Annotated in this window: 24 protein-coding genes; 19 read left to right on the forward strand and 5 right to left on the reverse strand. The window is 66.2% G+C overall.

Annotation, left to right across the window (positions count from 1 at the left end; translation table 11 throughout):
• Positions 1 to 33: 33 nt before the first annotated feature.
• Together QW845_RS23550 and QW845_RS23555 are read right to left on the reverse strand one after the other, a co-directional pair.
• Positions 34 to 1,527 (reverse strand): NAD-dependent succinate-semialdehyde dehydrogenase, encoded by a 1,494-nt coding sequence (locus tag QW845_RS23550; protein ID WP_315803911.1) that lies wholly within the window; start codon positions 1,525 to 1,527, stop codon positions 34 to 36.
• Positions 1,528 to 1,680: 153 nt separating this feature from the next.
• On the reverse strand, positions 1,681 to 2,001 hold the full coding sequence (locus QW845_RS23555; RefSeq protein ID WP_315803912.1) for a hypothetical protein: 321 nt from the start codon (positions 1,999 to 2,001) through the stop codon (positions 1,681 to 1,683).
• A gap of 340 nt (positions 2,002 to 2,341) precedes the next feature.
• Here QW845_RS23555 and QW845_RS23560 point away from each other — a divergent pair, with 340 nt between their 5' ends.
• Complete coding sequence (locus QW845_RS23560) at positions 2,342 to 3,532, forward strand: serine hydrolase domain-containing protein (RefSeq protein WP_315803913.1); 1,191 nt, start codon at positions 2,342 to 2,344, stop codon at positions 3,530 to 3,532.
• Positions 3,533 to 3,723: 191 nt separating this feature from the next.
• Here the strand turns inward: QW845_RS23560 and QW845_RS23565 are convergent, their stop codons facing one another.
• Complete coding sequence (locus QW845_RS23565) at positions 3,724 to 4,725, reverse strand: adenosine kinase (RefSeq protein WP_315803914.1); 1,002 nt, start codon at positions 4,723 to 4,725, stop codon at positions 3,724 to 3,726.
• A 70-nt stretch (positions 4,726 to 4,795) separates the two neighbouring features.
• Between QW845_RS23565 and murJ the strand changes: the two genes are divergently transcribed.
• The 4 genes from murJ to QW845_RS23585 all read left to right on the forward strand — a co-directional run bounded on the left by murJ (position 4,796) and on the right by QW845_RS23585 (position 8,783).
• Positions 4,796 to 6,355 (forward strand): murein biosynthesis integral membrane protein MurJ, encoded by a 1,560-nt coding sequence (gene murJ / locus QW845_RS23570; protein WP_315803915.1) that lies wholly within the window; start codon positions 4,796 to 4,798, stop codon positions 6,353 to 6,355.
• A gap of 48 nt (positions 6,356 to 6,403) precedes the next feature.
• Positions 6,404 to 7,456: a tryptophan--tRNA ligase gene (gene trpS / locus QW845_RS23575; protein WP_315803916.1), complete on the forward strand. Its 1,053-nt coding sequence runs from the start codon at positions 6,404 to 6,406 to the stop codon at positions 7,454 to 7,456.
• A gap of 154 nt (positions 7,457 to 7,610) precedes the next feature.
• Positions 7,611 to 8,105, forward strand: coding sequence for a universal stress protein (locus QW845_RS23580; protein ID WP_315716941.1), 495 nt, complete (start codon positions 7,611 to 7,613; stop codon positions 8,103 to 8,105).
• 108 nt (positions 8,106 to 8,213) lie between these two features.
• Positions 8,214 to 8,783, forward strand: coding sequence for a NifU family protein (locus QW845_RS23585; protein ID WP_315803917.1), 570 nt, complete (start codon positions 8,214 to 8,216; stop codon positions 8,781 to 8,783).
• Between the two features lie 82 nt (positions 8,784 to 8,865).
• Here the strand turns inward: QW845_RS23585 and QW845_RS23590 are convergent, their stop codons facing one another.
• A complete protein-coding gene (locus QW845_RS23590; RefSeq protein ID WP_315803918.1) occupies positions 8,866 to 10,548 on the reverse strand; it encodes a PAS domain-containing methyl-accepting chemotaxis protein in 1,683 nt (560 codons plus the stop codon).
• Positions 10,549 to 10,802: 254 nt separating this feature from the next.
• Here QW845_RS23590 and tsaB point away from each other — a divergent pair, with 254 nt between their 5' ends.
• From tsaB to QW845_RS23650, 12 genes are all read left to right on the forward strand, one after another.
• Entirely contained in the window at positions 10,803 to 11,504 is a 702-nt protein-coding gene (gene tsaB, locus QW845_RS23595; RefSeq protein ID WP_315803919.1) for a tRNA (adenosine(37)-N6)-threonylcarbamoyltransferase complex dimerization subunit type 1 TsaB, read from the forward strand.
• Positions 11,501 to 11,983: a ribosomal protein S18-alanine N-acetyltransferase gene (gene rimI / locus QW845_RS23600; RefSeq protein WP_315803920.1), complete on the forward strand. Its 483-nt coding sequence runs from the start codon at positions 11,501 to 11,503 to the stop codon at positions 11,981 to 11,983. The genes tsaB and rimI overlap by 4 nt, the downstream gene beginning before the upstream one ends.
• A 43-nt stretch (positions 11,984 to 12,026) precedes the next feature.
• A complete protein-coding gene (locus tag QW845_RS23605; protein WP_315803921.1) occupies positions 12,027 to 12,482 on the forward strand; it encodes a Fur family transcriptional regulator in 456 nt (151 codons plus the stop codon).
• On the forward strand, positions 12,475 to 13,194 hold the full coding sequence (locus QW845_RS23610) for an HAD family hydrolase (RefSeq protein ID WP_315803922.1): 720 nt from the start codon (positions 12,475 to 12,477) through the stop codon (positions 13,192 to 13,194). The genes QW845_RS23605 and QW845_RS23610 overlap by 8 nt, the downstream gene beginning before the upstream one ends.
• A gap of 55 nt (positions 13,195 to 13,249) precedes the next feature.
• Entirely contained in the window at positions 13,250 to 14,647 is a 1,398-nt protein-coding gene (gene miaB / locus QW845_RS23615) for a tRNA (N6-isopentenyl adenosine(37)-C2)-methylthiotransferase MiaB (protein ID WP_315803923.1), read from the forward strand.
• 4 nt (positions 14,648 to 14,651) lie between these two features.
• Positions 14,652 to 15,689, forward strand: a complete 1,038-nt coding sequence (locus tag QW845_RS23620) for a PhoH family protein (RefSeq protein WP_409997956.1) — start codon at positions 14,652 to 14,654, stop codon at positions 15,687 to 15,689.
• Between the two features lie 62 nt (positions 15,690 to 15,751).
• Positions 15,752 to 16,261 carry an rRNA maturation RNase YbeY gene (gene ybeY, locus QW845_RS23625; protein ID WP_315803925.1) on the forward strand — a complete coding sequence of 170 codons (510 nt, stop codon included), beginning with the start codon at positions 15,752 to 15,754 and terminating at the stop codon, positions 16,259 to 16,261.
• A 2-nt stretch (positions 16,262 to 16,263) separates the two neighbouring features.
• Positions 16,264 to 17,433 carry a hemolysin family protein gene (locus tag QW845_RS23630; protein WP_315803926.1) on the forward strand — a complete coding sequence of 390 codons (1,170 nt, stop codon included), beginning with the start codon at positions 16,264 to 16,266 and terminating at the stop codon, positions 17,431 to 17,433.
• 11 nt (positions 17,434 to 17,444) lie between these two features.
• Positions 17,445 to 19,040, forward strand: coding sequence for an apolipoprotein N-acyltransferase (gene lnt, locus QW845_RS23635; protein WP_315803978.1), 1,596 nt, complete (start codon positions 17,445 to 17,447; stop codon positions 19,038 to 19,040).
• Between the two features lie 232 nt (positions 19,041 to 19,272).
• On the forward strand, positions 19,273 to 19,689 hold the full coding sequence (locus QW845_RS23640; protein WP_006615449.1) for a helix-turn-helix domain-containing protein: 417 nt from the start codon (positions 19,273 to 19,275) through the stop codon (positions 19,687 to 19,689).
• Positions 19,690 to 20,011: 322 nt separating this feature from the next.
• A complete protein-coding gene (locus tag QW845_RS23645) occupies positions 20,012 to 21,145 on the forward strand; it encodes a M20 family metallopeptidase (protein ID WP_315803927.1) in 1,134 nt (377 codons plus the stop codon).
• Positions 21,142 to 21,879: a tRNA (guanine(46)-N(7))-methyltransferase TrmB gene (locus QW845_RS23650; protein WP_315803928.1), complete on the forward strand. Its 738-nt coding sequence runs from the start codon at positions 21,142 to 21,144 to the stop codon at positions 21,877 to 21,879. Before QW845_RS23645 ends, QW845_RS23650 begins: the two co-directional genes overlap by 4 nt.
• Before the next feature lie 21 nt (positions 21,880 to 21,900).
• Here QW845_RS23650 and QW845_RS23655 read toward each other — a convergent pair whose 3' ends face one another.
• Entirely contained in the window at positions 21,901 to 22,977 is a 1,077-nt protein-coding gene (locus tag QW845_RS23655; RefSeq protein WP_315803929.1) for a DUF2336 domain-containing protein, read from the reverse strand.
• Between the two features lie 424 nt (positions 22,978 to 23,401).
• Between QW845_RS23655 and rimP the strand changes: the two genes are divergently transcribed.
• Positions 23,402 to 24,163 carry a ribosome maturation factor RimP gene (gene rimP, locus QW845_RS23660; protein WP_315803930.1) on the forward strand — a complete coding sequence of 254 codons (762 nt, stop codon included), beginning with the start codon at positions 23,402 to 23,404 and terminating at the stop codon, positions 24,161 to 24,163.
• 14 nt (positions 24,164 to 24,177) lie between these two features.
• Positions 24,178 to 25,800, forward strand: coding sequence for a transcription termination factor NusA (gene nusA, locus QW845_RS23665; protein WP_315803931.1), 1,623 nt, complete (start codon positions 24,178 to 24,180; stop codon positions 25,798 to 25,800).
• Positions 25,801 to 25,810 lie beyond the last annotated feature (10 nt).

Consider the following 25,810-nt stretch of genomic DNA (forward strand, 5'->3'; position numbering starts at 1 on the left):
ATATCGCCTCGCCTGAACTCAGGCGTCCGAGGTTCAGACACCCGCCATCATCACGTATTTGATCTCGAGATATTCCTCGATGCCGTGATGCGAGCCCTCGCGTCCGAGGCCGCTTTCCTTGACGCCGCCGAACGGCGCGACCTCGGTGGTGATCAGGCCGGTGTTGACGCCGACCATGCCCGACTCCAGCGCCTCCGCGACGCGCCAGACCCGGCCGAGATCGCGGGCGAAGAAGTAGGACGCGAGACCGAACGGCGAGGCGTTGCACATCGCGATCACATCGGCCTCGCTATGGAAACGAATGACCGGCGCGAGCGGGCCGAACGTCTCTTCATGCGCGACCAGCGCATCGGCCTTCACGTCCGACAGCACGGTCGGCTCGAAGAAGGTGCGGCCGAGCGCATGGCGCTTGCCGCCGGTGACGATCCTGGCGCCGCCCTTGACCGCATCGGCGATGTGGCGCTCGACCTTCTCGACCGCTTCCTCGTTGATCAGCGGTCCCTGCACCACACCGGCCTCGGTGCCGTCGCCGATCTTCATCGCCGCGACCCTGGCGGCGAGCTTGTGCACGAACTGGTCGTAGATGCCGTCCTGCGCGTAGAGGCGGTTGGCGCAGACGCAGGTCTGGCCCATGTTGCGATATTTCGAGACCATCGCGCCCTCGACGGCGGCATCGACGTCGGCATCGTCGAACACCACGAACGGCGCGTTGCCGCCGAGCTCGAGGCCGAGCTTCTTCACCGTGCCGGCCGACTGGCGATAGAGAATCTTGCCGACCTCGGTCGAGCCAGTGAAGCCGACGAAGCGCACCGACGGATGCTCGCACAGCACCTTGCCGATCGGAGGCGCATCGCCGGTGATGATGTTGAGCGCGCCCGCAGGAATCCCGGCGCGCTCGGCCAGCACGGCGAGCGCCAGCGCCGACAGCGGCGTCTCGTTGGCCGGCTTCAGCACCACGGTGCAGCCGGCCGCCAGCGCGGGCGACACCTTGCGGGTGATCATCGAGTTCGGGAAATTCCACGGCGTGATGGCGCCGCAGACGCCGATCGGCTGCTTCAGCGCCAGGAGACGTGCATCCGGCTTCTGCGTCGGGATGGTCTCGCCATAGACGCGGCGCGCCTCCTCGGCGAAGAACTCGATATAGGCGGCGCCGATATCGACCTCGCCGAGCGCCTCCGTCAGCGGCTTGCCCTGCTCGGAGGTCAGGATCAGCGCGAGGTCCTCGCGGTTGGCCGTGATGAGCTCGAACCATTTGCGCAAGATGTTGGAGCGCTGCTTGGCGGTCAGCCTGGCCCAGGCCGGGAACGCGCGCGCGGCGGCCTCGACGGCTCGCGTGGTCTCCGCCGCACCGAGTTGCGCGACCTTGGCGAGCTCGGCGCCGGTGGCGGGATTGTTGACCGGGAGCACCGGCGTACCGACCCACGCACCATCGATGTAGCACTGCTCACGCAGCAGCGACGGATCCTTCAGGCGGTCACGCAGGCTCGGAGCGGCAGTGGAGGCACGGGCGGCGGCGGGCGGTGTCATCGGGCTACTCCTCGGAGCGAGCGATCTTTCCCCCGACTATAGCCAAGCCCCGGCGGCAGCGCACGACTCGTGCGCCTCCTCAACGGTACATTCGATCCGGCGATCCGTGCCTGTACGGCACCGGATGCTGAATGCCGACGCGCCGGCGCGGGATCAGGCCGCGCCGCTCATATAGGTCTCGCGGCGGCCGATCATGCGCTCCGCCGCCGCCTTGGCGTCGGCCTTGGTCGAGGTGGCGCAGGTGCGGTATTCCAGGTCCGGCAAGGTGGCGGGATCACGGCGGCCGAACCATGATTTCTGCCCCACGGGCAGCAGCGCCAGCGCCTGCGCCACATTGTCGACCGCGCCGAACGCGTACAGCGCTCCGGTCGCCGCAATGCGCACTTCGTAGATGCCGGGCGTGATGGGCGCCTCGATATTGTCACCGCGCCCCGGGCGGGGATACCGCTTCCACTCGCTCCACGTCGAAATCATATCGCCCCCAACGGCGGACATTGCCGCCAAAACACGTCATCGGCTCGAAAAAGCCGGTTCTCGAACTCTTTAATGCAAAAATGGTTGCAACTCACAACAGGCGCAAGCCCGTGGTGGGAACATGGCCCCCATGTGTCGGTCTCGCGGCTACATGGAACTAATCATGATTCTGGCGGAAAATTGAAGCGCTGTGGCCTCCGCAGCGCTGTTGTCCCCGGCTGCTTCGTTCGCGCCGCATCATCACGAGATCGCGACCGGCCGTGGGACCGGCGGTCCTTGCTGGCCGGGCCGGCGCGAGGAACAATCGCCTACCGTCATCAAGAACGGAACGGAGGAGACCATGCAGAACAAGACCGACATCGACGGCGTGTTGCGGCAGAAGGCGGAGGCGAGAGAGATCCCCGGCGTCGTCGCCGTCGCCGCTGACAGCAACGGCATCATCTACGAAGGCGCCTTCGGCAGGCGCGACCTCGGCCGCGACGATCCGATGACCGCCGACAGCGTGTTCTGGATCGCCTCGATGACCAAGGCCATCACCTGTGCGGCCGGAATGCAGCTGGTCGAGCAGGGCCGGCTGTCGCTGGATGCGCCGATCGGCACGCTGCTGCCCGACCTCGCGGCGCCCAAGGTGCTCGACGGTTTCGACGCCAATGGCGAGCCGATCCTGCGGCCGGCGAAGACCGCGATCACGCTGCGCCATCTGATGACCCACACCGCCGGCTTCTGCTACGACATGTGGAACGGCGACATGGCCGCTTATGTGCAGAAGGCCGGCACGCCCGGCATCATCACCTGCAAGAACGATGCGCTGGCGCTGCCACTGGCCTCCGATCCCGGCACGCGCTGGGAATACGGCATCAACATCGATTTCGTCGGCAAGGCGGTCGAGGCCGCCAGCGGCCAGAAGCTCGATGCCTACTTGCGCGACCACCTGTTCGCGCCGCTCGGCATGGACGACACCGGCTTCAAGCTCGGTCCGTCGCAACGCGCCCGCCTGGTCGGGATGCATGCGCGCGGCGAGGACGGCAGCCTGGCGCCGATCCCGTTCGAGATCGAGCAGGAGCCGGAATTCCACATGGGCGGCGGCGGGCTCTACGGCACGGCCGGCGACTACATCCGCTTCACCCGGATGATCCTCAACAATGGCCGCGGCAACGGCAACCAGGTGCTCAAGCCCGAGACGGTCGCGGCGATGCGCGACAACCACATCGGCGAGCTCGAGATGACGAAGATGGCCGCGGCCGTGCCCGGCGTGACCAACGACGTCGATCTCTATCCCGACATCGTCAAGAAATGGGGCCTCAGCTTCATGATCACGACCGCGCAGACTCTGGAAGGCCGCAGCGCCGGCAGCCTCGCCTGGGCCGGCCTCGCCAACACCTACTACTGGATCGATCCGGCGCGTGACGTCACCGGCGTGATCCTGATGCAGCTGCTGCCGTTCGCCGACCGGCTGTGCCTGGAGACCTTTGCCGGCTTCGAGCGCGGCGTGTATGCCGGGCTGGATGCGGCGGGCAAGAAGGCGGCGTGAGAGAACCCAACGCTCGATCCACGCAGGCAAGATCGTTGTTAGTTGCGCGTCATGCCCGGGCTTGTCCCGGGCATCCACGTCTTTGATCCTGCAAACCGAAGATCGTGGATGGCCGGGTCAAGCCCGGCCATGACGATGGAGAGAGATGTGTCACACGCGACAGAGAATGGCCGAGCCGCCTCAGCCCAGGCCTAAACCTTCAGCCCGCTCTGCACCGCCAGTTCCTTCAGCGACACCTGCGGCCTTGCGCCGATGTGCTGGATCACTTCGGCCGCAGCCAGGCCGCCGAGGCGGCCGGCCATCTCGTAGCCGGTCTTGCGCACCAGCCCGAACAGGAAGCCGGCGGCGAACAGATCGCCGGCGCCGGTGGTATCGACCAGGCTCTCGATCGGATGCGCCGGCACCGAGATCACGCCGTCATTCGACACCACGACGCAGCCCTTTTCGCTGCGGGTGACGATGCCGAGCGTGGCGTCCTCGCGCAGCTGCTTCAGCGCGCCGTCGAAATCCGAGGTCTGGTACAGCGAATGCAGCTCGGCCTCGTTGGCGAACACGAGATCGACGGTGCCGCCGCGCATCAGGTCGAGAAACTCCTCGCGATAGCGGTCGACGCAGAACGAATCCGACAGGGTCAGCGCGACCTCGCGTCCGGCGTCATGCGCGATCGCCGCCGCCTTCACGAACGCATCCTTGGCGTCCTTCGGGTCCCACAGATAACCTTCGAGATAGATGATGCGCGCCGCCGCAATCTGCGCGGGATCGATGTCCGCGGCGGTGAGATTTTGCGCGGCGCCGAGATAGGTGTTCATGGTGCGCTCGCCGTCCGGCGTCACCAGGATGTAGCAGCAGCCGGTCGCCGGGCCGTCGGCAGCGGGCGCGGTATCGAAGGTCACGCCGGCGGCACGGATATCGTGCCGGTACATCCGGCCGATCTGGTCGTCCTTGACCTTGCCCACGTAGGCGGCACGCGCGCCCAGGCTGGCGAGGCCGGCGATGGTGTTGGCCCCCGAACCGCCGGACATCTCGGTGGCCGGGCCCATATCGGCATAGATCGCGGCCGCGCGGGCCTCGTCGATCAGCGCCATGCTGCCCTTGGTCATGCCGTGCCGGGCGAGAAAGGCTTCATCGGCATGCACCAGCACGTCGAAGATCGCGTTGCCGATCCCGAGAACATCGTATTTCGCGTCAGTCATCCACTGGCCCCGTTTACGGCGTTTTGCAAACGCTGCGGCCTATCACAAGCGGCGCTGCTATAGAAGCCTGATGATCCGCTCATTCGTGACTGTGGTGTCAGGAACACTGGCTTCGCGCCTGCTCGGCTTCATCCGGGATGCGCTGATGGCCGCGCTGCTCGGCGCCGGTCCGGTCGCGGACGCATTTCTCGCGGCGTTTCAACTCGTCAACGTCATCAGGCGATTGCTGACGGAGGGCGCGCTCAATGCGGCCTTGGTGCCGGCCTGGCTGCGAATATACCAGCAGGCTGGTACGACACATGCGGCAGCTTTTGCCGGCCGTGTGCTCGGCACCGTCAGCGCCGGCCTGCTCGCCGCCACCCTGGTGCTGGCGCTGCTGATGCCGTTCGTGATGACCCTGCTCGCGCCGGGCTTCGCCGGTGAAGAGACGCTCACCTTGGCCGTCAATGATGCCAGGCTGATGCTGCCCTATCTCGCCTTCGCCGGCCCCTCGACGGTGCTGCTCGCACTGTCCAGCGCGCAACGACGCTTCGCGCTCGCGGCCTTCGCCCCGCTGCTGTTCAACGTGGCATTGATCAGCGTGACCATCGTGTTGCTGATGCAACATCCGGATCCCTCGCGGGCCGCGCTGATGCTCGCCGCGACCATCGGCATCGCCGGGCTGCTGCAGCTCGCGTTGCTCGCGCGGCGCGGACGCAGCAGCCGCATTGCCGCGCCGGTGCGTATCGCCCTCGACGCCGAGATGCGCGGCTTCTTCGCCAAGGCGCTGCCCGGCATGGTCGCCAGCGCCGGCCCGCAACTGCTCGCGGTCGGCGGCGCGATCATCGCCTCCACCTCGCCGTCCGCGGTGTCGTGGCTGTATTTCGCCAACCGCCTGATCGAGCTGCCGCTCGGGCTCGTCGGCGTTGCCATGGGCACGGTGCTGGTGCCGGAGCTGACGCGCGCGCTGCACGAGGGCAACAAGGCGGCTCTCGCGGAGGTGCAATCGCGCGGCCTCGAGCTGACGATCGGGCTCGCGCTGCCTGCGACGCTCGGACTCATGATCCTGAACGAGCCGATCATTCGTTTGCTGTTCGAACATGGCGCATTCAGTTCGGACGATGCCGCCGCGACGGCGCAGGTGCTGACATGGCTCGCGGCAGCGTTGCCGGCGCAGGTGCTGACCAAGGCGCTGCAGCCCGCCTTCTTCGCGCGCGAGGACACGCAGACGCCGCTGCGCGCGACGTTGATCGGATGCTCTGTCGCGATCGCGCTGGCGTTCCTGCTCGCACACGTCTTCGCGGCAAGCGGCATCGCGGCGGGGCTCGCGCTCGGTGCCTGGGCCAATGCCGCGGTCCTGATCCGGCGCGGCGCCACGCGCTTCGGCTTCGCGCTTTCCCCGGCCTCGCGACGCCGGCTGCCGCGCATCACGCTGGCCGCCATGGTCATGGGCGCGGTCCTCTGGATCGCCGCCGGACGCTTTGCCGGCACCTGGAGCAGCAGCCATCTCGGCGCGGCCGCGCTGCTCGGCGCCCTGATCGGCGGCGCCGTCATCCTCTACGGAGGGCTTCTCGTGTCCCTCGGCGCCGTGAGCTGGCGCGAAACCGTCCGGGCGATCCGGCAAAAGCCCGCCGCCGACTTGCACCTTTGAGGCGCACGTGCCAAACGACGCCCAAATCCATCATCCGGAACAGTGATCATGGCCTTCGTGGAACGGGTTTTCTCGGGCGTCCAGCCGACCGGCAACCTGCATCTCGGCAACTATCTCGGCGCGATCGTCAACTTCGTGAAGATGCAGCAGACCCACAACTGCATCTATTGCGTCGTCGACATGCACGCGATCACCATGCCGATCGACGTCTGGGGCGGCCCCGCCGAGCTCGCGCGCAACACCCGCGAGGTCACGGCCGCCTTCATCGCCGCCGGCATCGATCCGAAGAAGCACATCGTGTTCAACCAGAGCCAGGTCTCGGGACACGCCGAGCTGGCCTGGATCTTCAACTGCGTGGCGCGCATCGGCTGGCTGAACCGCATGACGCAGTTCAAGGAGAAGGCCGGCAAGGATCGCGAGAACGCATCGGTCGGCCTGTACGACTATCCGGTGCTGATGGCCGCCGACATCCTGCTGTACCGCGCCACCCATGTTCCGGTCGGCGAGGACCAGAAGCAGCATCTCGAGCTCTCGCGCGACATCGCGCAAAAGTTCAACAATGATTTTGGCGACTCGATCCGCAGCCACGGCTTCGGCGACGGCCTGTTCTTCCCGCTGCCGGAACCCTTCATCACCGGTCCCGCGACGCGCGTGATGTCGCTGCGCGACGGCACCAAGAAGATGTCGAAGTCCGATGCCTCGGACTATTCGCGCATCAACCTCACCGACGATGCCGATACGATCGCGCAGAAGGTCCGCAAGGCCAAGACCGATCCGGAGCCGCTGCCGACCGAGGAAAAGGGGCTGGACGCACGTCCCGAGGCCGATAACCTCGTCGGCATCTACGCCGCGCTGTCGGACCGCAGCAAGGCCGATGTGCTCAGGGATTTCGGCGGCGGCCAGTTCTCCAGCTTCAAGAATGCGCTGGTCGAGCTGTGCGTCACCAAGCTCGGGCCGATCGCCGCCGAGATGAAGCGCCTGACCGCTGATCCCGGCTATGTCGAGTCCGTGCTGGTCGACGGCGCCGACCGCGCCCAGGCCATCGCCGCGGAGACCATGAAGACGGCCAAGGACATCGTCGGCTTCATCCGCAAGCCCTGACCAGAGCAGCACGGCGCGAGTTCCCGAAGTCGGCCTTGCTGCCGCACCACCGGTGTCATTGCAGGCGCCATGGAACCCGCAGCCCTCTCCCCAACGGAGATGGGCTGTGGCAGCATCGCGGCCGGATCGACTCGCAGCAGCAGGCGGGAACGCGATGGCGGCGCAGCGGCAGAGCTACCAGACCGGCCATGCGCCGAAATGCCTGGTCGTGGTCGACGACAGCGAGGAATGGGACCGCGCGGTCCGCTATGCCGGCCGCTGGGCGGTCCGTTCCGGTGGCCGCATCGTCATGCTCCACGTCATCGAAACGGAGGACCAGAACCAGCAGTGGCTGGGGGTCGCCGACCTGATGCGGGCGGAGGCGCAGGAGCAAGCGCATGCCGAGCTCGACCAGGCCGCGGCGCTGCTGTCCGCGATCGGCGTGACCGCGCCGGAACGGGTCATCCGCGAGGGTGAGCCGACAGCGCAGATCCTGGAGACGATCGAGCATGACAGCGACATCGCGCTGCTGGTGCTCGCCGCCCATTCGGGCCCCGAGGGGCCGGGACCCCTGGTCACCCATGTCACCAAGACGAGCGGCGCCTTCCCGATCCCGCTGGTGATCGTGCCGGGCGATCTCGGTGACGCCGATCTCGACGCTCTTTCATAGGCTTAGAGCGGAAACGCCGGCCGAGCCCCCTTGATCGTGCGCGCGCTCGCGCCATCTGCTATGAGGACACCACAGGCCGGCCTTGAACCGGCGCTGCCGGAGAAAACCATGTTCATCCAGACCGAAGCCACCCCCAATCCCGCCACCTTGAAGTTCATCCCGGGCCGAGTCGTGCTGCCCGCTGGCACGATGGAATTCAACAGCCGCGACGCCGCCGCGCGCTCGCCGCTGGCCGAGCGCCTGTTCGCCGTCGACGGCGTCACAGGCGTGTTCTACGGCGCCGATTTCATCACCGTCACCAAGAGCGACGGTGAATGGCAGCACCTCAAGCCGGCGATCCTCGGCGCGATCATGGAGCACTACATGTCGGGCGCGACGCTGCTCGCCGACGGCAGCGCCGCCAATGACGACTCCGCCGACGAGGACGACGAGTTCTACGACGAGGCCGACACCGAGACGGTCGGCATGATCAAGGACCTGATCGAGAGCCGCGTCCGCCCGGCCGTGGCCAATGACGGCGGCGACATCACCTTCCGCGGCTTCAAGGATGGCATCGTCTATCTCAACATGAAGGGCGCCTGCTCCGGCTGCCCGTCATCGACCGCGACCCTGCAGCACGGCATCCAGAACCTGCTGAAGCATTTCGTGCCCGAGGTGGTCGAAGTCCGGCCGATGTGACAAGGGGGGCGAGCGAGTAGGGAATAGTGAGTAGCGAGTAGATGCATTCCCTATTCGTTGCTCCCTATTCGCCATTCGCTCTCTACGCCGCCTTGCCGATGGACGCTGCCTCCGCAGCTGCCTGGCGCATGTTCTCCGACATCTCGCTGGTGACGGCGCTCTGCTCGCCGACGGCGTGCGCCGTCGATGAAACGTAGTCATTCACGCTCTCGATCGCGTTCTTGATGGCGCCGAGCGCGCCGACGACGTCGGACGAGATGCCGTTGAGATTGCCGATCTCGCTGCCGATGCGATCGGTGGCCTGCTTGGCCTGCGTGGCCAGGTTCTTCACCTCGCCGGCGACGACGGCAAAGCCGCGCCCCGCCTCGCCGGCACGGGCCGATTCGATCGTCGCATTGAGCGCCAGGAGATTGATCTGGCCGGTGATGCTGCCGATCAGCTCGACGATGCTGCTCATGGCGCCGGCTGCCGAGGACAGGCGCTTGGCCTGCTGGTCCGCGTCTTCGACGCGCGATACCGCCGCCGTCGCCGTCTCCTTCGACTTCGCCATGGCATCGGCGATCTGCTGCACCGAGGAATTGAGCTGCTCGGCGCCGGCGGCGACGTGCTCCATCATGCCGCGCACCTTGTCGCCCTTCATGCGGCTGATCACCTGCGCAGTGACGTCGCTCGCGAATTTCACGATCTTGAACGGCTTGCCGTTGAGATCCTTGATCGGATTGTAGCTCGCTTGAATCCAGACCTGTCGTCCGTCCTTCCCGGCGCGCTCGAACTCGCCCATCTGGAATTCGCCACGGCCGAGCGCGGCCCAGAACTCGCGATACGCGGCGCTGTCGCCCATGCCCGCCGGCATGAACATGCGATGGTGCTGACCCTTGATCTCCGCCAGCGTGTAGCCGAGCGTGGCGAGGAAGTTCTCGTTGGCGTCGAGCACGATGCCGTTCAGGTCGAATTCGATCACCGCCTGGGACTTGCGGATCGCGGCGATCTGGCCGGCGAAATCGGCCGCAGCCAGCTTCTGCTGCGTCACGTCGGAGGCGTATTTGACGACCTTGAACGGCCGCCCCTCGTCATCGAGAATCGGGTTATAGGACGCGAGAATCCAGATCTCCCGGCCGCCCTTGCCGCAACGCTTGAACTCGCCCGAGCGAAATTCGCCGCGACTGAGGCTGGTCCAGAATTCCTTGTAGGCGGCGCTGTCGCGTTCGTCGGGCAGCACGAACATGCTGTGATGCCGGCCCTTGATCTCGGCCAGCGTGTAGCCCATCGCGCTCAGGAACTGATCGTTGGCATCGATGATGGTGCCGTCGAGATTGAACTCGATCACCGCCTGGGCGCGCCCGATCGCCGCGATGTTGCCGGCGTCCTCGATGCTGCGCATCTTCTGCTCGGTGATGTCGGTTGCGAATTTGATGATCTTGACCGGCTTGCCGCCGTCGATCACCGGATTGTAGCTCGCCTGGATCCAGACGGCGCGGTGGCCCTTGCCGAACCGCTTGTACTCCCCCGAACGAAACTTCCCGGCCCGCAGATCGGCCCAGAAGACGCGGTACTCGGCGCTGTCGCGCATCTCGGGCGCCACGAACATCGCGTGGTGCCGGCCCTGGATCTCGCTCAGCGAGTAGCCCATCGCGTCGAGGAAATTCTGGTTGGCGGTGATGATCGTGCCGTCGGTGTCGAACTCGATCACCGCTTGCGAGCGGTTGATCGCCGCGACCTGCGCCATCGCATCGCGCGATGCCGAACTGCCTGACCAGAATGACATGGAAATTCCTCTTCTCGGGACGGGGGCGGCCATCCGCCAACGGGCGGCGCGTCATCTCTCCCCCGAACGTGCCGAGCGGATAATTCCCACAGGCGCGGAAAGATTTGCTTAAATGGCATATAGTTCAGTAACTTAGCGTATCAGTAGTTGCGCCTTGATGCGTTTTTCCCGATGAGGATGTAAGAAGGCGTCAACTAACTTTATCACGGTACCACAATAGGTATTTGCGCTCTCTTCAATGCGAACCCGACCGGATGTTGATCCTCGCCATCGATACTGCCCTCGACCATTGCGCCGCTGCCGTGCTGGATACTGATTCGGCCTTGATGCGGGCGCAGGAGACACTCCCGATGAAGCGCGGCCACGCGGAGGCCCTGATGCCGCTGCTCGCGCGCGTGATGCAGCAATCCGGCGTCGGTTTCGCCGATCTCGACCGCATCGCGGTGACGACCGGCCCCGGGAGCTTCACGGGGTTGAGGGTCGGGCTCTCCGCCGCCCGCGGCATCGGATTGGCCGCCCACAAGCCGGTCGTCGGCGTGACCACGCTGTCCGCCTACGCGGCGCCGATCGTCAGCGAGGACCGCGCCAACCCGGTAATCTCGGCGATCGATGCCCGGCACGACCATGTCTACTACCAAGTCGTGAGCGGCAACGGCGAGGAGCTGGTCGCGCCCCAGGTGGCTGCGCTGGACGACGTTCTGGCGGTCGCGCGGCTCGGCGCCCCACACCTCGTCGGCAACGCCGCGGCGCTGCTGGCCGAGCGGTGGCCGAAGGAATCAGCCGCGCCAGTTGCGGTCGACTCGCAAGACGGACCCGACATCGGCTGGGTCGCCTGGCTCGGCGCGGCCGCCGACCCAGTGCACGCGCCGGCGCGGCCATTCTATCTGCGCGCACCCGACGTCAAGCCGCCCGCCGGCGCAACGCGTCAACCGGTGCAGACGGCCATCTCGTCATGAACATGTTCTTCCGCTGGCTCGGCAGCCCCAAACCGTTGATCGAAGCGGCCTCGCTGCGCGACGCCGCCAGACTCGCCCAGATCCACGCCGCCTCGTTTCACCGCGGCTGGGGCGAAGGCGAGTTCGAGGCGATGCTGGCCGAGCGCAACACCATGATCCATCGGCTGCGGCTCGGGCGGAAGCTCATAGGCTTCATCGTCTCGCGGATCGGCGCGGACGAAGCGGAAATATTGTCAGTTGCACTTGACCCAAATCAGCGCGGCCGTGGATTTTCTCGTGATCTGTTGCTGCAGCATCTCGGGCACCTTGCGGGGCGCGGGGTCCGGACGGTCTTTCTCGAAGTGGAGGAAAACAACCAGCCGGCCCGCCGACTCTATGAACGCGCCGGATTTGCGACCGTGGGCCGTCGGGAACGCTATTACCTTCAGCCCGGCGGGGAACAGTTGAATGCGCTTCTGATGCGCCGGGACTTGTCGTAACCTGCGCTTGGTGGCAGAAAGCGCATCCTTGAGGCGAGACACGATGACCTCCTCCTTGAAAACTACGCCAGCGCTCAATTCCACCGGAATCGAGGCCCGCTGTGCCGCCACCGGCATGCGCATGACCGAGCAGCGCCGGGTCATTGCCCGCGTGCTCGCGGAAGCCTGCGACCATCCCGACGTCGAGGAGTTGTACCGGCGCTGCGTCGCCGTCGACGACAAGATCTCGATCTCCACGGTCTATCGCACCGTGAAGCTGTTCGAGGATGCCGGCATCATCGAGCGCCACGATTTCCGCGAGGGCCGCGCCCGCTACGAGCAGATGCGCGACAGCCATCATGATCATCTGATCAATCTGCGCGACGGCAAGGTGATCGAGTTCACCTCCGAGGAGATCGAGAAGCTGCAGGCCGAGATCGCCCGCAAGCTCGGCTACAAGCTGGTCGACCACCGGCTGGAGCTGTATTGCGTGCCGCTCGACGAAGAGACGAATGGCTGACGTAGCGCCGGCTTCGAACTTCGATCTCGTCATTTTCGATTGCGATGGCGTGCTGGTCGACAGTGAGGTGATCTCCTGTCAGACGCACGCCGACGTGCTCAGCCTGTGCGGCTATCCGATCACGACCGAGCAGGTGTTCGCGCGGTTCCTGGGCCGGTCGCTGAAACAGGCGAAGCTCGAGGTCGAGGCCGAACTCGGCCGCAGCCTGCCCGACGATTTCAACCCGAAACTGCAGGATCGCCTGTTCCGCGCCTTCGAGCAGGACCTCGCGGCCATCGACGGGATCATGGAGGCGCTCGACACCATCGACGTGCCGGTGTGCGTCGCCTCCTCCGGATCGCACCAGCGCATGCGCGTCAGCCTCGGCGCCACCCGGCTCTACGATCGCCTCGCCCCGCACATCTTCTCATCCTCCCAGGTCGAGAACGGCAAGCCCGCGCCCGATCTGTTCCTGTTCGCGGCAGCGCAGATGAAGGCGCGTCCCGCGGCCTGCGTGGTGGTCGAGGACAGCACGGCCGGTATCCGGGGCGGTGTCGCCGCCGGCATGACGGTGCTTGGGTTTCACGGCGGCAGCCACTGCCGGCCCGGGCACGCCGACGACCTGCGCGCCGCCGGCGCCACCCTGGTTTTCGACGACATGCGGCAGTTGCCGGCGATTCTGAGCCGGCTGGCCGAGAAAAAGCCCGCGATCGCTGGATTTCCGGCCCCCTAGCCTATATCTGAGCGCGGCGCCAATTGGGCGCGCCTCCGACTGCATGCAAGGGTTCATGACGCCGCCGCGCAAGCTGCACATCAAGTCCTATGGCTGCCAGATGAATGTCTACGATGCCCAGCGCATGGTGGACACGCTGGGGCCTGAGGGCTTCGTCGAGACCGCCGAGGCCAGCGACGCCGATCTCGTGATCCTCAACACCTGTCACATCCGCGAGAAGGCCTCCGAGAAGGTCTATTCGGAGCTCGGGCGGCTGCGGGTCGCCAAGGAGGACGCCGCGCGGGCCGGCCGGACGATGCAGATCGCCGTGGCCGGCTGCGTGGCGCAGGCGGAAGGCCAGGAGATCATCACCCGCGCCCCCACCGTCGACGTCGTGGTCGGGCCGCAGAGCTACCACCATCTGCCGCAGCTCCTGGCCCAGGCCCGCCGCGGCGAGCGGGCGATCGAGACCGAATTCCCGGCCGACGACAAGTTCGGCTTCCTGGCGAAGCCCAGCCGCGAGGCCATCCGCGCCCGCGGCGTCTCGGCCTTCGTCACCGTGCAGGAAGGCTGCGACAAGTTCTGCACCTTCTGCGTGGTGCCATATACACGCGGCAGCGAGATGTCGCGCGCGGTGGCGCGCATCGTCGACGACGTGGCGCAGCTCGCCGACAACGGCGTTCGCGAGATCACTTTGATCGGCCAGAACGTCAACGCCTATCACGGCGAAGGCCCCGACGGCCGGCCCTGGACGCTGGGTCGGCTGCTCTACAGGATTGCCGAGATTCCGGGCGTGGCGCGGATCCGCTACTCGACCAGCCATCCCAACGACGTCGACGACAGCCTGATCGCGGCGCATCGCGATCTCGCAGCGGTGATGCCGTTCGTGCATCTGCCGGTTCAGTCGGGATCCGACCGCATCCTGAGCGCCATGAACCGCAAACACACGGCGACCGATTATCGCAAAGTCGTCGACCGTTTCCGCGCCGTCCGTGACGACATTGCATTCTCTTCGGATTTCATCGTCGGGTTCCCGGGCGAGACCGAGGAAGATTTTCGCGCCACCCTCGCCCTGATCGACCAAATCGGCTACGCTGCGGCCTATTCGTTCAAGTATTCGCCGCGTCCGGGAACTCCGGCAGCGGACATGCCGGAGATGGTGTCAGCGACCGAGATGGACGAGCGATTGGAGCGCCTCCAGAGCTTGATCGACAGCCAGCAAGCAGCCTTCAACAAGGCCGCGATCGGCCAGGTCGTCGACGTGTTGTTTGAGCGGCCAGCGCGCAGGCCCGGGCAGCTGGTCGGACGGACCGCGTATCTGCAGCCGGCTCACGTCATGGCGTCCGACGACATCATCGGCCAGGTTCTGCCGGTGCGGATCGACAGTCTCGAACGCTACAGCCTGCTCGGCGAGCTCGTCACGGCCGCGCCGGCAGTGATCTCCCCCACGCCCCTCGTGTCCATCGGAGGCTGAGCACTTGCCCAAGAGCGCATCGGATTCGTCTTCCCTCGCTCCCAGCCGCAAGTACGACCGCGACATGTCCATGCCCCCCGAGACCCAGGTCGTCATCGATTTCGACGACAACCGCGCCGCATCCGCCCTGGTCGGCCCCTACGGCCAGAACCTGGCGCTGGTCGAACGACGCCTCGGCGTCGTCGTCGATTCCCGCGGCAACCACATCACCATCGGCGGCACCCGCGACGGCTGCGATGCCGCGCGGCGCGTGCTGGAATCGCTCTATGCGCAGGCCGTCAAGGGCCAGGATCTGGCGCAGGGCGACGTCGAGGGCGCGATCCGCGCCGTGGTCGCGCAGGGCTCGCTGTTCGAGTTCGACGCCAAGAACGCCAAGAACGCGTTCGAGAGCATCAACCTGCGCAAGCGTCCGGTGCGCGCCCGCACCGCCGCGCAGGATTCGTATATCCGCGCGCTGAAGCGCCACGAGCTGGTGTTCGGCATCGGTCCGGCCGGCACCGGCAAGACCTGGCTCGCGGTCGCGCATGCAGCGCAGCTGTTCGAGCGGAAGGAAGTCGACCGCATCATCCTCTCACGCCCGGCTGTCGAAGCCGGCGAGCGGCTCGGCTTCCTGCCTGGTGACCTCCGCGAGAAGGTCGATCCCTATCTGCGCCCGATCTACGACGCGCTGTACGATCTGATGGATGCGCGCATCGTCGAGCGTGCGCTGCAGGCCAGCGAGATCGAGATCGCGCCGCTCGCCTTCATGCGCGGGCGCACCTTGACCAATGCCGCGATCATTCTCGACGAGGCGCAGAACACGACATCGATGCAGATGAAGATGTTTCTCACGCGCCTAGGCGAGAACAGCCGCATGATCATCACCGGCGATCCCTCGCAGGTCGATCTGCCGAACGGCCAGACGTCGGGCCTCGCCGAGGCCGCGCGGCTGCTCGACGGCGTCGACGGGATCGCGCAGGTCAGGTTCACCGGCGAGGACGTCATTCGCCACGAATTGGTGGCGCGTATCGTCGCCGCCTATGAGAGCCCAAAGGCGCGCTGACCCCGAGAGCAAGCTCGCCGATCGGCGCGTGATCCAAGCGCCATCCGCACAGAACGACCAGGATGCCACAAAGTCCCATTCCAACCACCGAGGTGATCGTCGCCGCCGACTGCTGGCAGGACCAGCCCGACGCCGAGGACGTCATACATCGCGCCATCGTCGCCGCCGCCGAGACGGTCGACGCGGACGTCGGCGACGCCGAGATCGCGGTGATGCTGACGGACGACGACGGCATCCGCACCCTGAACAGCAATTGGCGCGGCATCGACAAGCCGACCAACGTGCTGTCGTTTCCGGCGCTGCAGCCGACCGGCCCGCGTGGCGACGACGACGCGCCGCGCATGCTGGGCGACATTGCCATCGCCTACGAGACGCTGCGGCGCGAAGCCGACGAGGAGCAGAAGCCGTTCGACCAGCACCTCAGCCATCTCGCGGTGCACGGCTTCCTGCACCTGATCGGCTACGATCACGAGACCGACGACGAGGCCGAGGAGATGGAGGCGCTCGAGCGCGAGATCCTGGCCCATCTCGGCATCCCCGATCCCTATGCCGACCGGGAGCGGACGAATTGATCATGGCCGACTCCGAACCCATTCACGACAATCCGCGCAACACGCGCAATCTTCCGGCCGTGGTGCCGGCATCCGAGCTCGGCCGCTCGCCGAGCGAGAACTGGCTTTTTCGCGCGCTGCGCAATCTGTTCGGATGGAAGGGCGGCGGATCGGTGCGCGACGACCTGCAGGTCGTGCTCGACGCCTCGACACCCGACGACATCGGCTTCTCCGCGGTCGAGCGCACGCTCCTGCGCAACATCCTCGATCTGCACGAGCGGCGGATCGCCGACGTGATGGTACATCGCGCCGACATCGTCGCGGTCAGGCGCGACATCACGCTCGGCGAGCTGATGAGCCTGTTCGAGAGTGCCTCGCATTCACGGCTCGTGGTCTACAACGACACGCTCGACGATCCCGAGGGCATGGTCCACATCCGCGACCTGCTCGCCTTCACCACCGCACAGGCGCGCGTCTCGGACGAGGTCAAGGCGCGGCGCAAGAAGCCGCTGCCGGCCGGGCTCGACCTGAAGGCAGTCGACCTCTCGATGCCGCTGTTCGAGGCCAACATCATCCGCAAGCTGCTCTATGTGCCGCCATCGATGCGCGCGATCGATCTGCTGGCGCAGATGCAGGCCTCGCGCATCCATCTGGCGCTGGTGGTCGACGAATATGGCGGCACCGACGGACTGGTCTCGATCGAGGACATCGTCGAGCAGATCGTCGGCGAGATCGACGACGAGCACGACAGCGACGAGCCGCCGGCGATCGTGCGGCAGGCCGACAACGCCTTCATCGCGGACGCCCGCGCCAGCCTCGACGACGTCCGCCGGGTGATCGGCGAGGAGTTCGTGACGGGCGAGGCCGGCGAGGGCGTGGAGACGCTCGGCGGCTATCTCGTCAACCATGTCGGCCGGCTGCCGGTGCGCGGCGAACTGATCTCCGGCCCCGGCAATTTCGAGGTCGAGGTGCTCGATGCCGATCCGCGCCGGGTCAAGCGGCTGCGCATCGCGCCGCGCAAGGAACGCCCCACGCCCCGCCCGCCGCGCGAAAGCCGGCGTCGAGACGTTGCGCCGGAAGTGACCCCGCCGGACACGGACGTCCCGGCCGAGCCGCCGCCGGCAGAGGCCGGCCCTGCGCCGGTCCATGATGATAGCAGCCCGCCACGGGGCGACGGAGCCAGCTCACAGTGATCCGCCCATCGATGATTCGCGGCCTCGCCATCGGCGTTGTCCTGGCCTGGGGCTGGAAGCGTGCGGCGATCGCGCTCGCCGCCGGCGCGCTCTCCTCGCTGGCAATGGCCCCGTTCAACGCCTGGCCGGTGCTCGCGATCACCTTCCCTGTTCTGGTCTGGCTGATCGACGGCGCCGCGGCGGGACGGCGGCGCGGCATCCCGGCTGCCGCCTTCACCGGCTTCTGCTTCGGCATGGGCTATTTCGTGCCCGGCCTGTACTGGATCGGCAACGCGTTCCTGGTCGATGCCGACACCTTCGCCTGGCTGATGCCGTTCGCCGTGCTGGGCCTGCCGGCCTATCTCGCGCTGTTTCCGGCGCTGGGCTTCGCCTTGGCCCGGTTGATCTGGACGCGTGATGCAACCCGCATCCTGGCGCTCGCCGTCTGCCTGACCGCGAGCGAATGGCTGCGCGGCCACGCGCTGACCGGCTTCCCCTGGGACACGTTCGGCTATGCCCTGTCGCGGCCGCTGGCGCTGGCGCAGGCCACCTCGCTGATCGGGATCTGGGGCATGACGCTCCTGACGATCGCGATCTTCGCCAGCCCCGCAGTGCTGATCGACGGCAAGACCTGGCGTGAGCGCTGGCGGGCGCCGGCCGCGGCCGCCGCCCTGCTCGTGATGATGGGCGTGTTCGGCGTCATCCGGCTCGGGCTGCATCCGACCGCCTTCGTCGCCGACCTCAAGCTGCGGATCATGCAGCCGAACCTGCAACAGGACGTGAAGTTCAACTACGGCGCCAAGGCCGACGTCATGCGCCGCTATCTGGCGCTGTCGGACCGCGCCTCCGGCCCGAACGCCACCGGTGTCCGGGACGCCAACGTCCTGATCTGGCCGGAATCGGCGTTCCCGTTCTTCCTAACCCGCGAGGCGGACGCGATGGGCCAGATCGCCGACCTGCTGTCACCGGGCACGGTGCTGATCACCGGTTCGGTCCGCGCCCCCGACGCGCCTCGCAACACCCCGATCACCCGGGCCTACAATTCGATCTACGTGATCGATCACGACGGCACCGTGCTGTCGGTCTACGACAAGCTCCATCTGGTCCCATTCGGCGAGTTCCTGCCGTTCCAGACTCTGCTGGAGCGGATCGGGCTCGAGCAGCTCACGCGGGTGCAGGGCGGCTTCATCCCCGGCACGGTGCGACGCAACCTGGACGTGCCACACGCCCCACGTGTGCTTCCTTTGATCTGCTACGAGGCGATCTTTCCGAGCGACAGCGTGCCGAGCGAAGAACGACCGGGCTGGATCGTCAACCTGACGAACGATGGCTGGTTCGGCATATCGACCGGTCCTCATCAGCATCTGCAGCAGGCGCAGTGGCGCGCGATCGAGCAAGGACTTCCATTAGTTCGATCTGCGAACACCGGCATCTCCGCAGTGATCGATCCGGTCGGCCGTATCGTTAAGCAATTGCCTCTCGGCGCAGAGGGCGTGCTGGATTCCGCGCTGCCTGTTGCGTTGCAGCCGACCGTCTATGCAAGGCTCGGCGACATTCCGGTTGCGATCCTGTTAGTGATCGCCCTGAGCACCGTCGTTCGCAGACGTGTTGCTCAAAAGCTTCCCTGACGACAGCAAGATCTCGATTCTTTCCGGGTCCGTAAGATTTTTTTTGACAAGCAAAACCCCAAGTGTTGACAGATAGCTGCTGCAATTCGCATTCTCGCGCGGCAGCATGAGCCGTCCAGTTCGTTGCTCGGCCGTCTTCGTTAGTACGACATGCGAACAGAAATTGACGGTGTGAGCGCCTGAGGCATACTGCGACCGCCTCGTTCCGAGGCCCATTCTAAGGAGTTGAGAGATGTCGACGAAAGCGCCCAACCCTGTTGACAAGCATGTCGGCAGCCGGGTGCGGATGCGCCGTATCATGTTGGGCATGAGCCAGGAAAAACTTGGTGAGGCTCTCGGACTCACGTTCCAGCAGATACAGAAGTACGAAAAAGGCACCAATCGAGTCGGCGCCAGCCGGATTCAGCAGATATCGGAGGTTCTGCAGGTCCCGGTCTCCTTCCTGTTCGAAGGGGTCCCGAGTGGCGGGACCAACGGTGAAGCTTTCGGCGAAGGCGCTTCGCCCGCCTATGTGTCTGATTTCCTGGCGACCTCCGAAGGACTGGCGTTGACCCGCGCATTCACGCGGATCCACGATTCGAAGCTTCGTCGCAGCATCGTCGACCTGGTCGAGCAGATCGCTGATCGCGAAGCTCCGGAAGAAGGCTAGCTGATGCGCCGGCGCTGACATTCCTATCGTGATCACTCTCATAGGAATGTCAGCGCCCTCGGGGGGCCATCAGCGGGGCACGTTTGCGGACGACGCGCTGGGCACGCTTCATTCCGCAGACGAATGAACCGATAGACAGGTTGGATCACGACCAATAGAGCGCGATGGCTCCCCTTCGGGAAAGGCTATCGCGCTCTAAATCTTTTTATGCACATGTGGCCTGGAACTCCGGCGTCCCGGCCGCCAACCCGCCCCGCGACGCGCCAGCGCGCCCAACCGCCTGCTACCACTTCGTAACCATCGAGAACGATTTACAAAGCTCATGACAACCAGCAGCAGCAGCCCGTTCGATAGTCGCACAATTCTCGAAGGCATCCGCCAATGGGTCGAGATCGAGACCCCGACCGAGGCGCCTGATCAGGTCAACAAGCTGGCTTCCCTTGTCGCGGATGGTTATCGGGGGCTCGATGCCACGATCGAACGGATCGCCGGACGCGACGGCTGCGGCGACCACCTCGTCGCACGGTCGTCGTGGGGACAGGACGAGCCTGGCATCCTGGTCCTGAGCCATCTCGACACGGTGCATCCGATCGGGTTCATCGCGCGGCTGCCGTTCTCGGTCGACGGCGACGTCGCGTACGGTCCGGGGATCTACGACATGAAGGGCGGCGCGTATCTCGCCTTCCACGCCTTTCGTCAACTCTGCGCAGGCGGTCAAAAATCGCCGCTCGGCATTACTCATTTGTTCGTCTCGGATGAAGAGATCGGCAGCCCGACCTCGCGCGCGCTGATCGAGGAGGAAGGCCGCAAGGCCAAATACGTCCTCGTCACCGAGCCCGCGCGTGACGGCGGCAAGATCGTGACCGGACGCAAGGGCGTGGCGCGGTTCGACGTGGCGATCCGCGGCGTGCCCGCGCATGCCGGCGCGCGTCCACAGGATGGACGCAGTGCGATCCGCGAACTCGCCAACGTCATTCACGCCCTCGAGGCGCTCAACGACCCCGCCCGCGGCATCACCGTGAATGTCGGCGTCGTGCGCGGCGGAACACGTCCGAACGTGATCGCCGAGGAAGCTTATGCCGAGGTCGACGCACGGCTGCCGACGCCTGCCGATGCCGAGGAAATCCTGCCCAAGATCCTGGGGCTGACCTCGCGCAGCGATGGCGTCACGGTCGAAGTGAGCGGCGAGGTGAACCGGCCGCCTTACGTCAAGGGCAACGCCGGCGCCGCCCTGTTCGAGCATGCGAAATCGCTCGCCGACGAAATCGGCTTCGAGCTGATCGACACCTATACCGGCGGCGGTTCCGACGGCAATTTCACCGCACCGTTCACGGCGACGCTCGATGGGCTCGGCGTCGATGGCAAGGGCGCGCATACACATTACGAGCAGATGTACATCTCCTCGATCGAGCCGCGGACAAGGCTGCTCTACCGCCTCTATGAAACGCTGCGATGAGCACCGCAATCAACATGCCCGTCGACGACGACAATCACACCGACACCGCGGCCCTGCATGGTCAGGGCTCGTTCTTCGGCCGGCGCAAGGGCCACAAGCTGCGGGCGCATCAGGCCGACCTGGTCGGCAACCTGCTGCCGCATCTCGCGCTCGATCTCGCCGCTCCCGCGGATGCCGTGCTGCCCACGCTGTACGATCCGCCGGTCGACGCGCTGCGGCTGGAGATCGGGTTCGGCGGCGGCGAGCATCTTGCCGCCGAAGCAAAGGCGTTTCCGACCACCGGCTTCATCGGCTGTGAGCCCTATGTCAACGGCATGGCCAAGATCCTGTCGGCGATCGAGGCCGACAACATCGGCAATATCAGGCTGCTGGCCGGCGACGCCGCCGAACTGCTGGCCTGGCTGCCGCCGCGATCGCTGCAGCGGATCGATCTGATCCATCCCGATCCCTGGCCGAAGCGGCGGCACTGGAAGCGGCGTTTCGTGCAGGATGCGACGATCGCCGCGATGGCGCGCGCTCTCGAGCCCGGCGGCGAGTTCCGCTTCGTCAGCGACATCGCCGACTATTGCGCCTGGACGCTGTGGCATCTGCTCCGGTCGCCCGAGTTCGCCTGGACGGCCGAGCGCGCCGACGACTGGCGTCTGCCCTGGCCGGGCTACACCATGACGCGCTACGGACGGAAGGCGACGCGCGAAGGCCGCGTCGCCAACTACCTGATCTTCCGCCGGCGCTGACCACTGCGCCGTGGGCGTCATTCAATGCCGTGTCTTCCAGAACGCGACGACCCGCTCGGCGGTCGATGGCAGCAGGCGCGCGTAGTTGACCCTGATCGCATCGATGTCGCGCTGCGCCGGCACGCGTTTCGGTCCGAGGCGCAGCAGGATCAGTGCGTGCACGGTGCGCCAATCGAGCCCGATCATACGCCCCAGGATCAGAAGCGGATCGTGACGATCGCCCGACATGAGCCGGTCGAGCGTCGCGATCTTCAATCCCGTCATTGCGGCGAGCGCCGCGATGACCTCCTCGTATTTGTGCTCGGATGCGAAGCCGAACAGCGCCGACTGGTCCAAGGCACCGGCTTCATACAGCGACAGGATGGTCCGCTGCGCCGGCACGAAATTGCGCGTGCTGTCTGTTGCCTGTGCCGCATCGGCGAGCTCGGCGAGGGCCTGCTTGATCCTCGCCTGCTTGTCCGGCGGCACCACATCGAACAGCCGCCGCCTGACGACATCGAGCGCACCGGCCAGCAATTGTCGCAGATGATCGTCGGAAACATCGTCGCGCCGGCCGACCGTGAGCGTCAGCACGCCGTCTGAACTCGCGCGGTGGATCAGCGCGGCATAGCCGCGCGGGGAAAACGCGGCGCCATCATTGGCAGCGGTCCGCCGCACCACGTCGCGATCACCACGGCGCACCAGCACATCGGTCATATCGGCCGACAGGCGCGTCCGCTCTGCCATCGCGAGCAGATGTCCCTGGCTCTTGTCGCGCGCAATGGCGATGAGCACGGGATCGTCGAGCACGAGCGAACGGCGCAACAGCGGACCCGCCACCGCAACCTCGTCGTCGCGCGCCAGCCGGCTGACGAGGGCACGGGGCGCCCTGAGGAGCCGCGACAACCGCTCCGACAGATCGATCCGCGTCGGCAGATCCGCGAACGGGACCAGATCGATCAGGAGACCGTCGAACAGATTGATGTGCTCGGGACGCAGCTTCGTCGCATCCTCGAAGAACAGGTCGGCGATGCGGCGCGTGGCCTCGAGGCCGCGTTCAGCATTGCCCTGCCTGACGATCCGGCCGAGGCCGGGGATCAGCGCGGTTGCCGGGGTCATGACGTCTACTCGATACGCAACACGACACGTTTCCGTGCGCTCCGCTCCGTGCAGCACGACTACGGAGGCAAAAAGCGCGAACTCAGCTCATTTTTAAGCGATCTTGGTGAATGAAGGGTTAGACCCCGCGGCATTCGGCCGTTCCCGGTCGGGGAAAACGATCCGATCCGCACTCCTGGCGCGGAGCAGATTCCCAGTTCCAGGCGCCGTTTGAGCCGACACGACCCTTGCCGTCAGGCGGCAAAGCGGCTATATGAGCGCCATCAAACATCATCTCATATACGATCGCGTAGTGAGGGTGGGCCCTTCCGGACCCGCTCTTTTTTGTTACCTGGATCGCTCCGCCACGGGCGGGATCGGTCCGGTGAGCGCGATCGAACAGGCCCGACGGCCCAACCAAGCAAGACACGCGATCGACGCCTCGATGACGGAACCTACGTTCGCAACCGCTGACACCGACCTCCTGACCGAGCCCCGTCTCGTCGTCGAGCCGGGCGTCGCGGCGCGCGTCGCGGCGGTGGCTGACCCCGTGCTGCAGGGAATGGGGTACCGTCTGGTGCGGATCCGCATCTCCGGCGAGGCCGGCTGCACCGTCCAGGTGATGGCCGAGCGCCCCGACGGCACGATGCAGATCGAGGATTGCGAGGCGGTGTCGCGTGCGCTGTCGCCGGTGCTGGATATCGCCGACCCGATCGACCGTGCCTACCGGCTCGAGATCTCCTCGCCGGGCATCGACCGGCCGCTGGTGCGCCGCTCCGATTTCGAGCGCCATATCGGGCATCTCGTGAAGATCGAGATGGCGGTGGCGCATCAGAACCGCAAACGCTTCCGCGGCATCATCAAGGGCGTCGAAGGTGACGGCGTCCGCATCACCCGCGACGACGTCGCCAAGGACCAGGATGCCGATGTCGTGCTGCCGATGACCGACATCGGCGACGCCAAGATGGTGCTGACCGACGAGCTGATCGCCGAATCCATGCGCCGCGGCAAGGCCGCCGAGCGTGAGAAGAAGCGCGAGCTTGGCATCGCACCGCCGCTGGCGCCGCACGCCAAGCCGGCGGCCCAGGCCAAGCCGAAGCCGAAGTTGAAAGACAAGCAGCCGGCCAAGAAGCCGCTGCCGACCAACACCAAGAAACATCGCCTCGCTGCCGACCGCGCGCGCAGGGGCGAGATCGATCCTGATTAGAGGAGACTTGAGCCATGGCCGTCAGCGCCAACCGGTTGGAACTGCTGCAGATCGCCGACGCCGTCGCGCGCGAGAAGTCGATCGACCGCGGCATCGTGATCGCCGCGATGGAAGACGCGATCGCCAAGGCCGCCCGCGCCCGCTACGGCAGCGAGACCGACGTTCATGCCGAGATCGATCCGAAGAAGGGTGAGCTGCGGCTGTCGCGCCACATGCTGGTGGTCGAGAAGGTCGAGAACCCCTCCAACCAGATCTCGCTGGATGATGCGCGCCGCGCCAACCCGGGCGCCCAGATCGGCGACACCATCGCGGACACCCTGCCGCCGCTGGAATATGGCCGCATCGCCGCGCAATCGGCCAAGCAGGTCATCGTGCAGAAGGTGCGCGAGGCGGAGCGCGACCGGCAGTACCAGGAGTTCAAGGACCGCATCGGCGACATCGTCAACGGCGTCGTCAAGCGCGTCGAGTATGGCAGCGTGATCCTCGACCTCGGCCGCGGCGAGGCCATCATCCGCCGTGACGAGATGCTGCCGCGCGAGGTCTTCCGCAACGGCGACCGCGTCCGCGCCTACGTGTTCGACGTCCGCCGCGAGACCCGGGGACCGCAGATCTTCCTGTCGCGCACCCATCCGCAGTTCATGGCCAAGCTGTTCGCGCAGGAGGTGCCGGAGATCTATGACGGCATCGTCGAGATCAAGGCGGTCGCTCGCGACCCCGGCTCGCGCGCCAAGATCGGCGTTGTCTCCCGCGACTCCTCGGTCGACCCCGTCGGCGCCTGCGTCGGCATGCGCGGCTCGCGCGTGCAGGCCGTGGTGAACGAGCTGCAGGGCGAGAAGATCGACATCATCCCGTGGTCGCCGGATATCGCGACCTTCGTGGTCAACGCGCTGGCGCCGGCCGAAGTCGCCAAGGTCGTCATCGACGAGGACCGCGAGCGCATCGAGGTGGTCGTCCCCGACACCAACAACCAGCTCTCGCTGGCGATCGGCCGCCGCGGCCAGAACGTCCGGCTCGCCTCGCAGCTGACCGGCTGGGACATCGACATCCTGACCGAGCAGGAGGAATCGGAGCGCCGCCAGGCCGACTTCGAGAATTCCACCCGCGTGTTCATGGAATCGCTGAACGTCGACGAGGTCGTCGGCCAGTTGCTGGCGTCCGAAGGCTTCACCTCGGTCGAGGAGCTCGCTTTGGTCGACCTCAAGGATCTCGCCGGCATCGAGGGCTTCGACGAGGAGACCGCGACCGAGCTGCAGACCCGCGCCCGCGAATTCCTCGAGCAGCAGGAAGCCGAGCTCGAGGCCAGGCGCAAGGAGCTCGGCGTCGAGGACGCGGTGAAGGACGTGCCCGGCGTCACCACCAAGATGCTGGTCAAGTTCGGCGAGAACGACATCAAGACGGTCGAGGACCTCGCGGGCTGCGCCACCGACGATCTGGTCGGCTGGACCGAGCGCAAGGAGGGGGGCGAAGCCACCAAATTCCCCGGTTTCCTCGACGGTCTCGATGTCTCCCGCGATGACGCCGAAGCCATGGTCATGCAGGCCCGCGTCAAGGCCGGCTGGATCAGTGAGGCTGACCTCGCCAAGGCCGAAGCCGAGCCCGAGAATGAGGACGAAACGACCGAAAGACAGCCCGCCTGACCCGTTTGGC

This window comes from Bradyrhizobium sp. SZCCHNS3002 (genome assembly GCF_032377435.1).
In the GTDB taxonomy this organism is placed as follows: Bacteria; Pseudomonadota; Alphaproteobacteria; order Rhizobiales; family Xanthobacteraceae; genus Bradyrhizobium.

Coding starts and splice junctions, on each gene's coding strand:
- QW845_RS23550 (WP_315803911.1), bottom strand. CDS start 1,527: ATGACACCGCCCGCCGCCGCCCGTGCCTCCACTGCCGCTCCGAGCCTG.
- QW845_RS23555 (WP_315803912.1), bottom strand. CDS start 2,001: ATGATTTCGACGTGGAGCGAGTGGAAGCGGTATCCCCGCCCGGGGCGC.
- QW845_RS23560 (WP_315803913.1), top strand. CDS start 2,342: ATGCAGAACAAGACCGACATCGACGGCGTGTTGCGGCAGAAGGCGGAG.
- QW845_RS23565 (WP_315803914.1), bottom strand. CDS start 4,725: ATGACTGACGCGAAATACGATGTTCTCGGGATCGGCAACGCGATCTTC.
- murJ (WP_315803915.1), top strand. CDS start 4,796: ATGATCCGCTCATTCGTGACTGTGGTGTCAGGAACACTGGCTTCGCGC.
- trpS (WP_315803916.1), top strand. CDS start 6,404: ATGGCCTTCGTGGAACGGGTTTTCTCGGGCGTCCAGCCGACCGGCAAC.
- QW845_RS23580 (WP_315716941.1), top strand. CDS start 7,611: ATGGCGGCGCAGCGGCAGAGCTACCAGACCGGCCATGCGCCGAAATGC.
- QW845_RS23585 (WP_315803917.1), top strand. CDS start 8,214: ATGTTCATCCAGACCGAAGCCACCCCCAATCCCGCCACCTTGAAGTTC.
- QW845_RS23590 (WP_315803918.1), bottom strand. CDS start 10,548: ATGTCATTCTGGTCAGGCAGTTCGGCATCGCGCGATGCGATGGCGCAG.
- tsaB (WP_315803919.1), top strand. CDS start 10,803: ATGTTGATCCTCGCCATCGATACTGCCCTCGACCATTGCGCCGCTGCC.
- rimI (WP_315803920.1), top strand. CDS start 11,501: ATGAACATGTTCTTCCGCTGGCTCGGCAGCCCCAAACCGTTGATCGAA.
- QW845_RS23605 (WP_315803921.1), top strand. CDS start 12,027: ATGACCTCCTCCTTGAAAACTACGCCAGCGCTCAATTCCACCGGAATC.
- QW845_RS23610 (WP_315803922.1), top strand. CDS start 12,475: ATGGCTGACGTAGCGCCGGCTTCGAACTTCGATCTCGTCATTTTCGAT.
- miaB (WP_315803923.1), top strand. CDS start 13,250: ATGACGCCGCCGCGCAAGCTGCACATCAAGTCCTATGGCTGCCAGATG.
- ybeY (WP_315803925.1), top strand. CDS start 15,752: ATGCCACAAAGTCCCATTCCAACCACCGAGGTGATCGTCGCCGCCGAC.
- QW845_RS23630 (WP_315803926.1), top strand. CDS start 16,264: ATGGCCGACTCCGAACCCATTCACGACAATCCGCGCAACACGCGCAAT.
- lnt (WP_315803978.1), top strand. CDS start 17,445: ATGATTCGCGGCCTCGCCATCGGCGTTGTCCTGGCCTGGGGCTGGAAG.
- QW845_RS23640 (WP_006615449.1), top strand. CDS start 19,273: ATGTCGACGAAAGCGCCCAACCCTGTTGACAAGCATGTCGGCAGCCGG.
- QW845_RS23645 (WP_315803927.1), top strand. CDS start 20,012: ATGACAACCAGCAGCAGCAGCCCGTTCGATAGTCGCACAATTCTCGAA.
- QW845_RS23650 (WP_315803928.1), top strand. CDS start 21,142: ATGAGCACCGCAATCAACATGCCCGTCGACGACGACAATCACACCGAC.
- QW845_RS23655 (WP_315803929.1), bottom strand. CDS start 22,977: ATGACCCCGGCAACCGCGCTGATCCCCGGCCTCGGCCGGATCGTCAGG.
- rimP (WP_315803930.1), top strand. CDS start 23,402: ATGACGGAACCTACGTTCGCAACCGCTGACACCGACCTCCTGACCGAG.
- nusA (WP_315803931.1), top strand. CDS start 24,178: ATGGCCGTCAGCGCCAACCGGTTGGAACTGCTGCAGATCGCCGACGCC.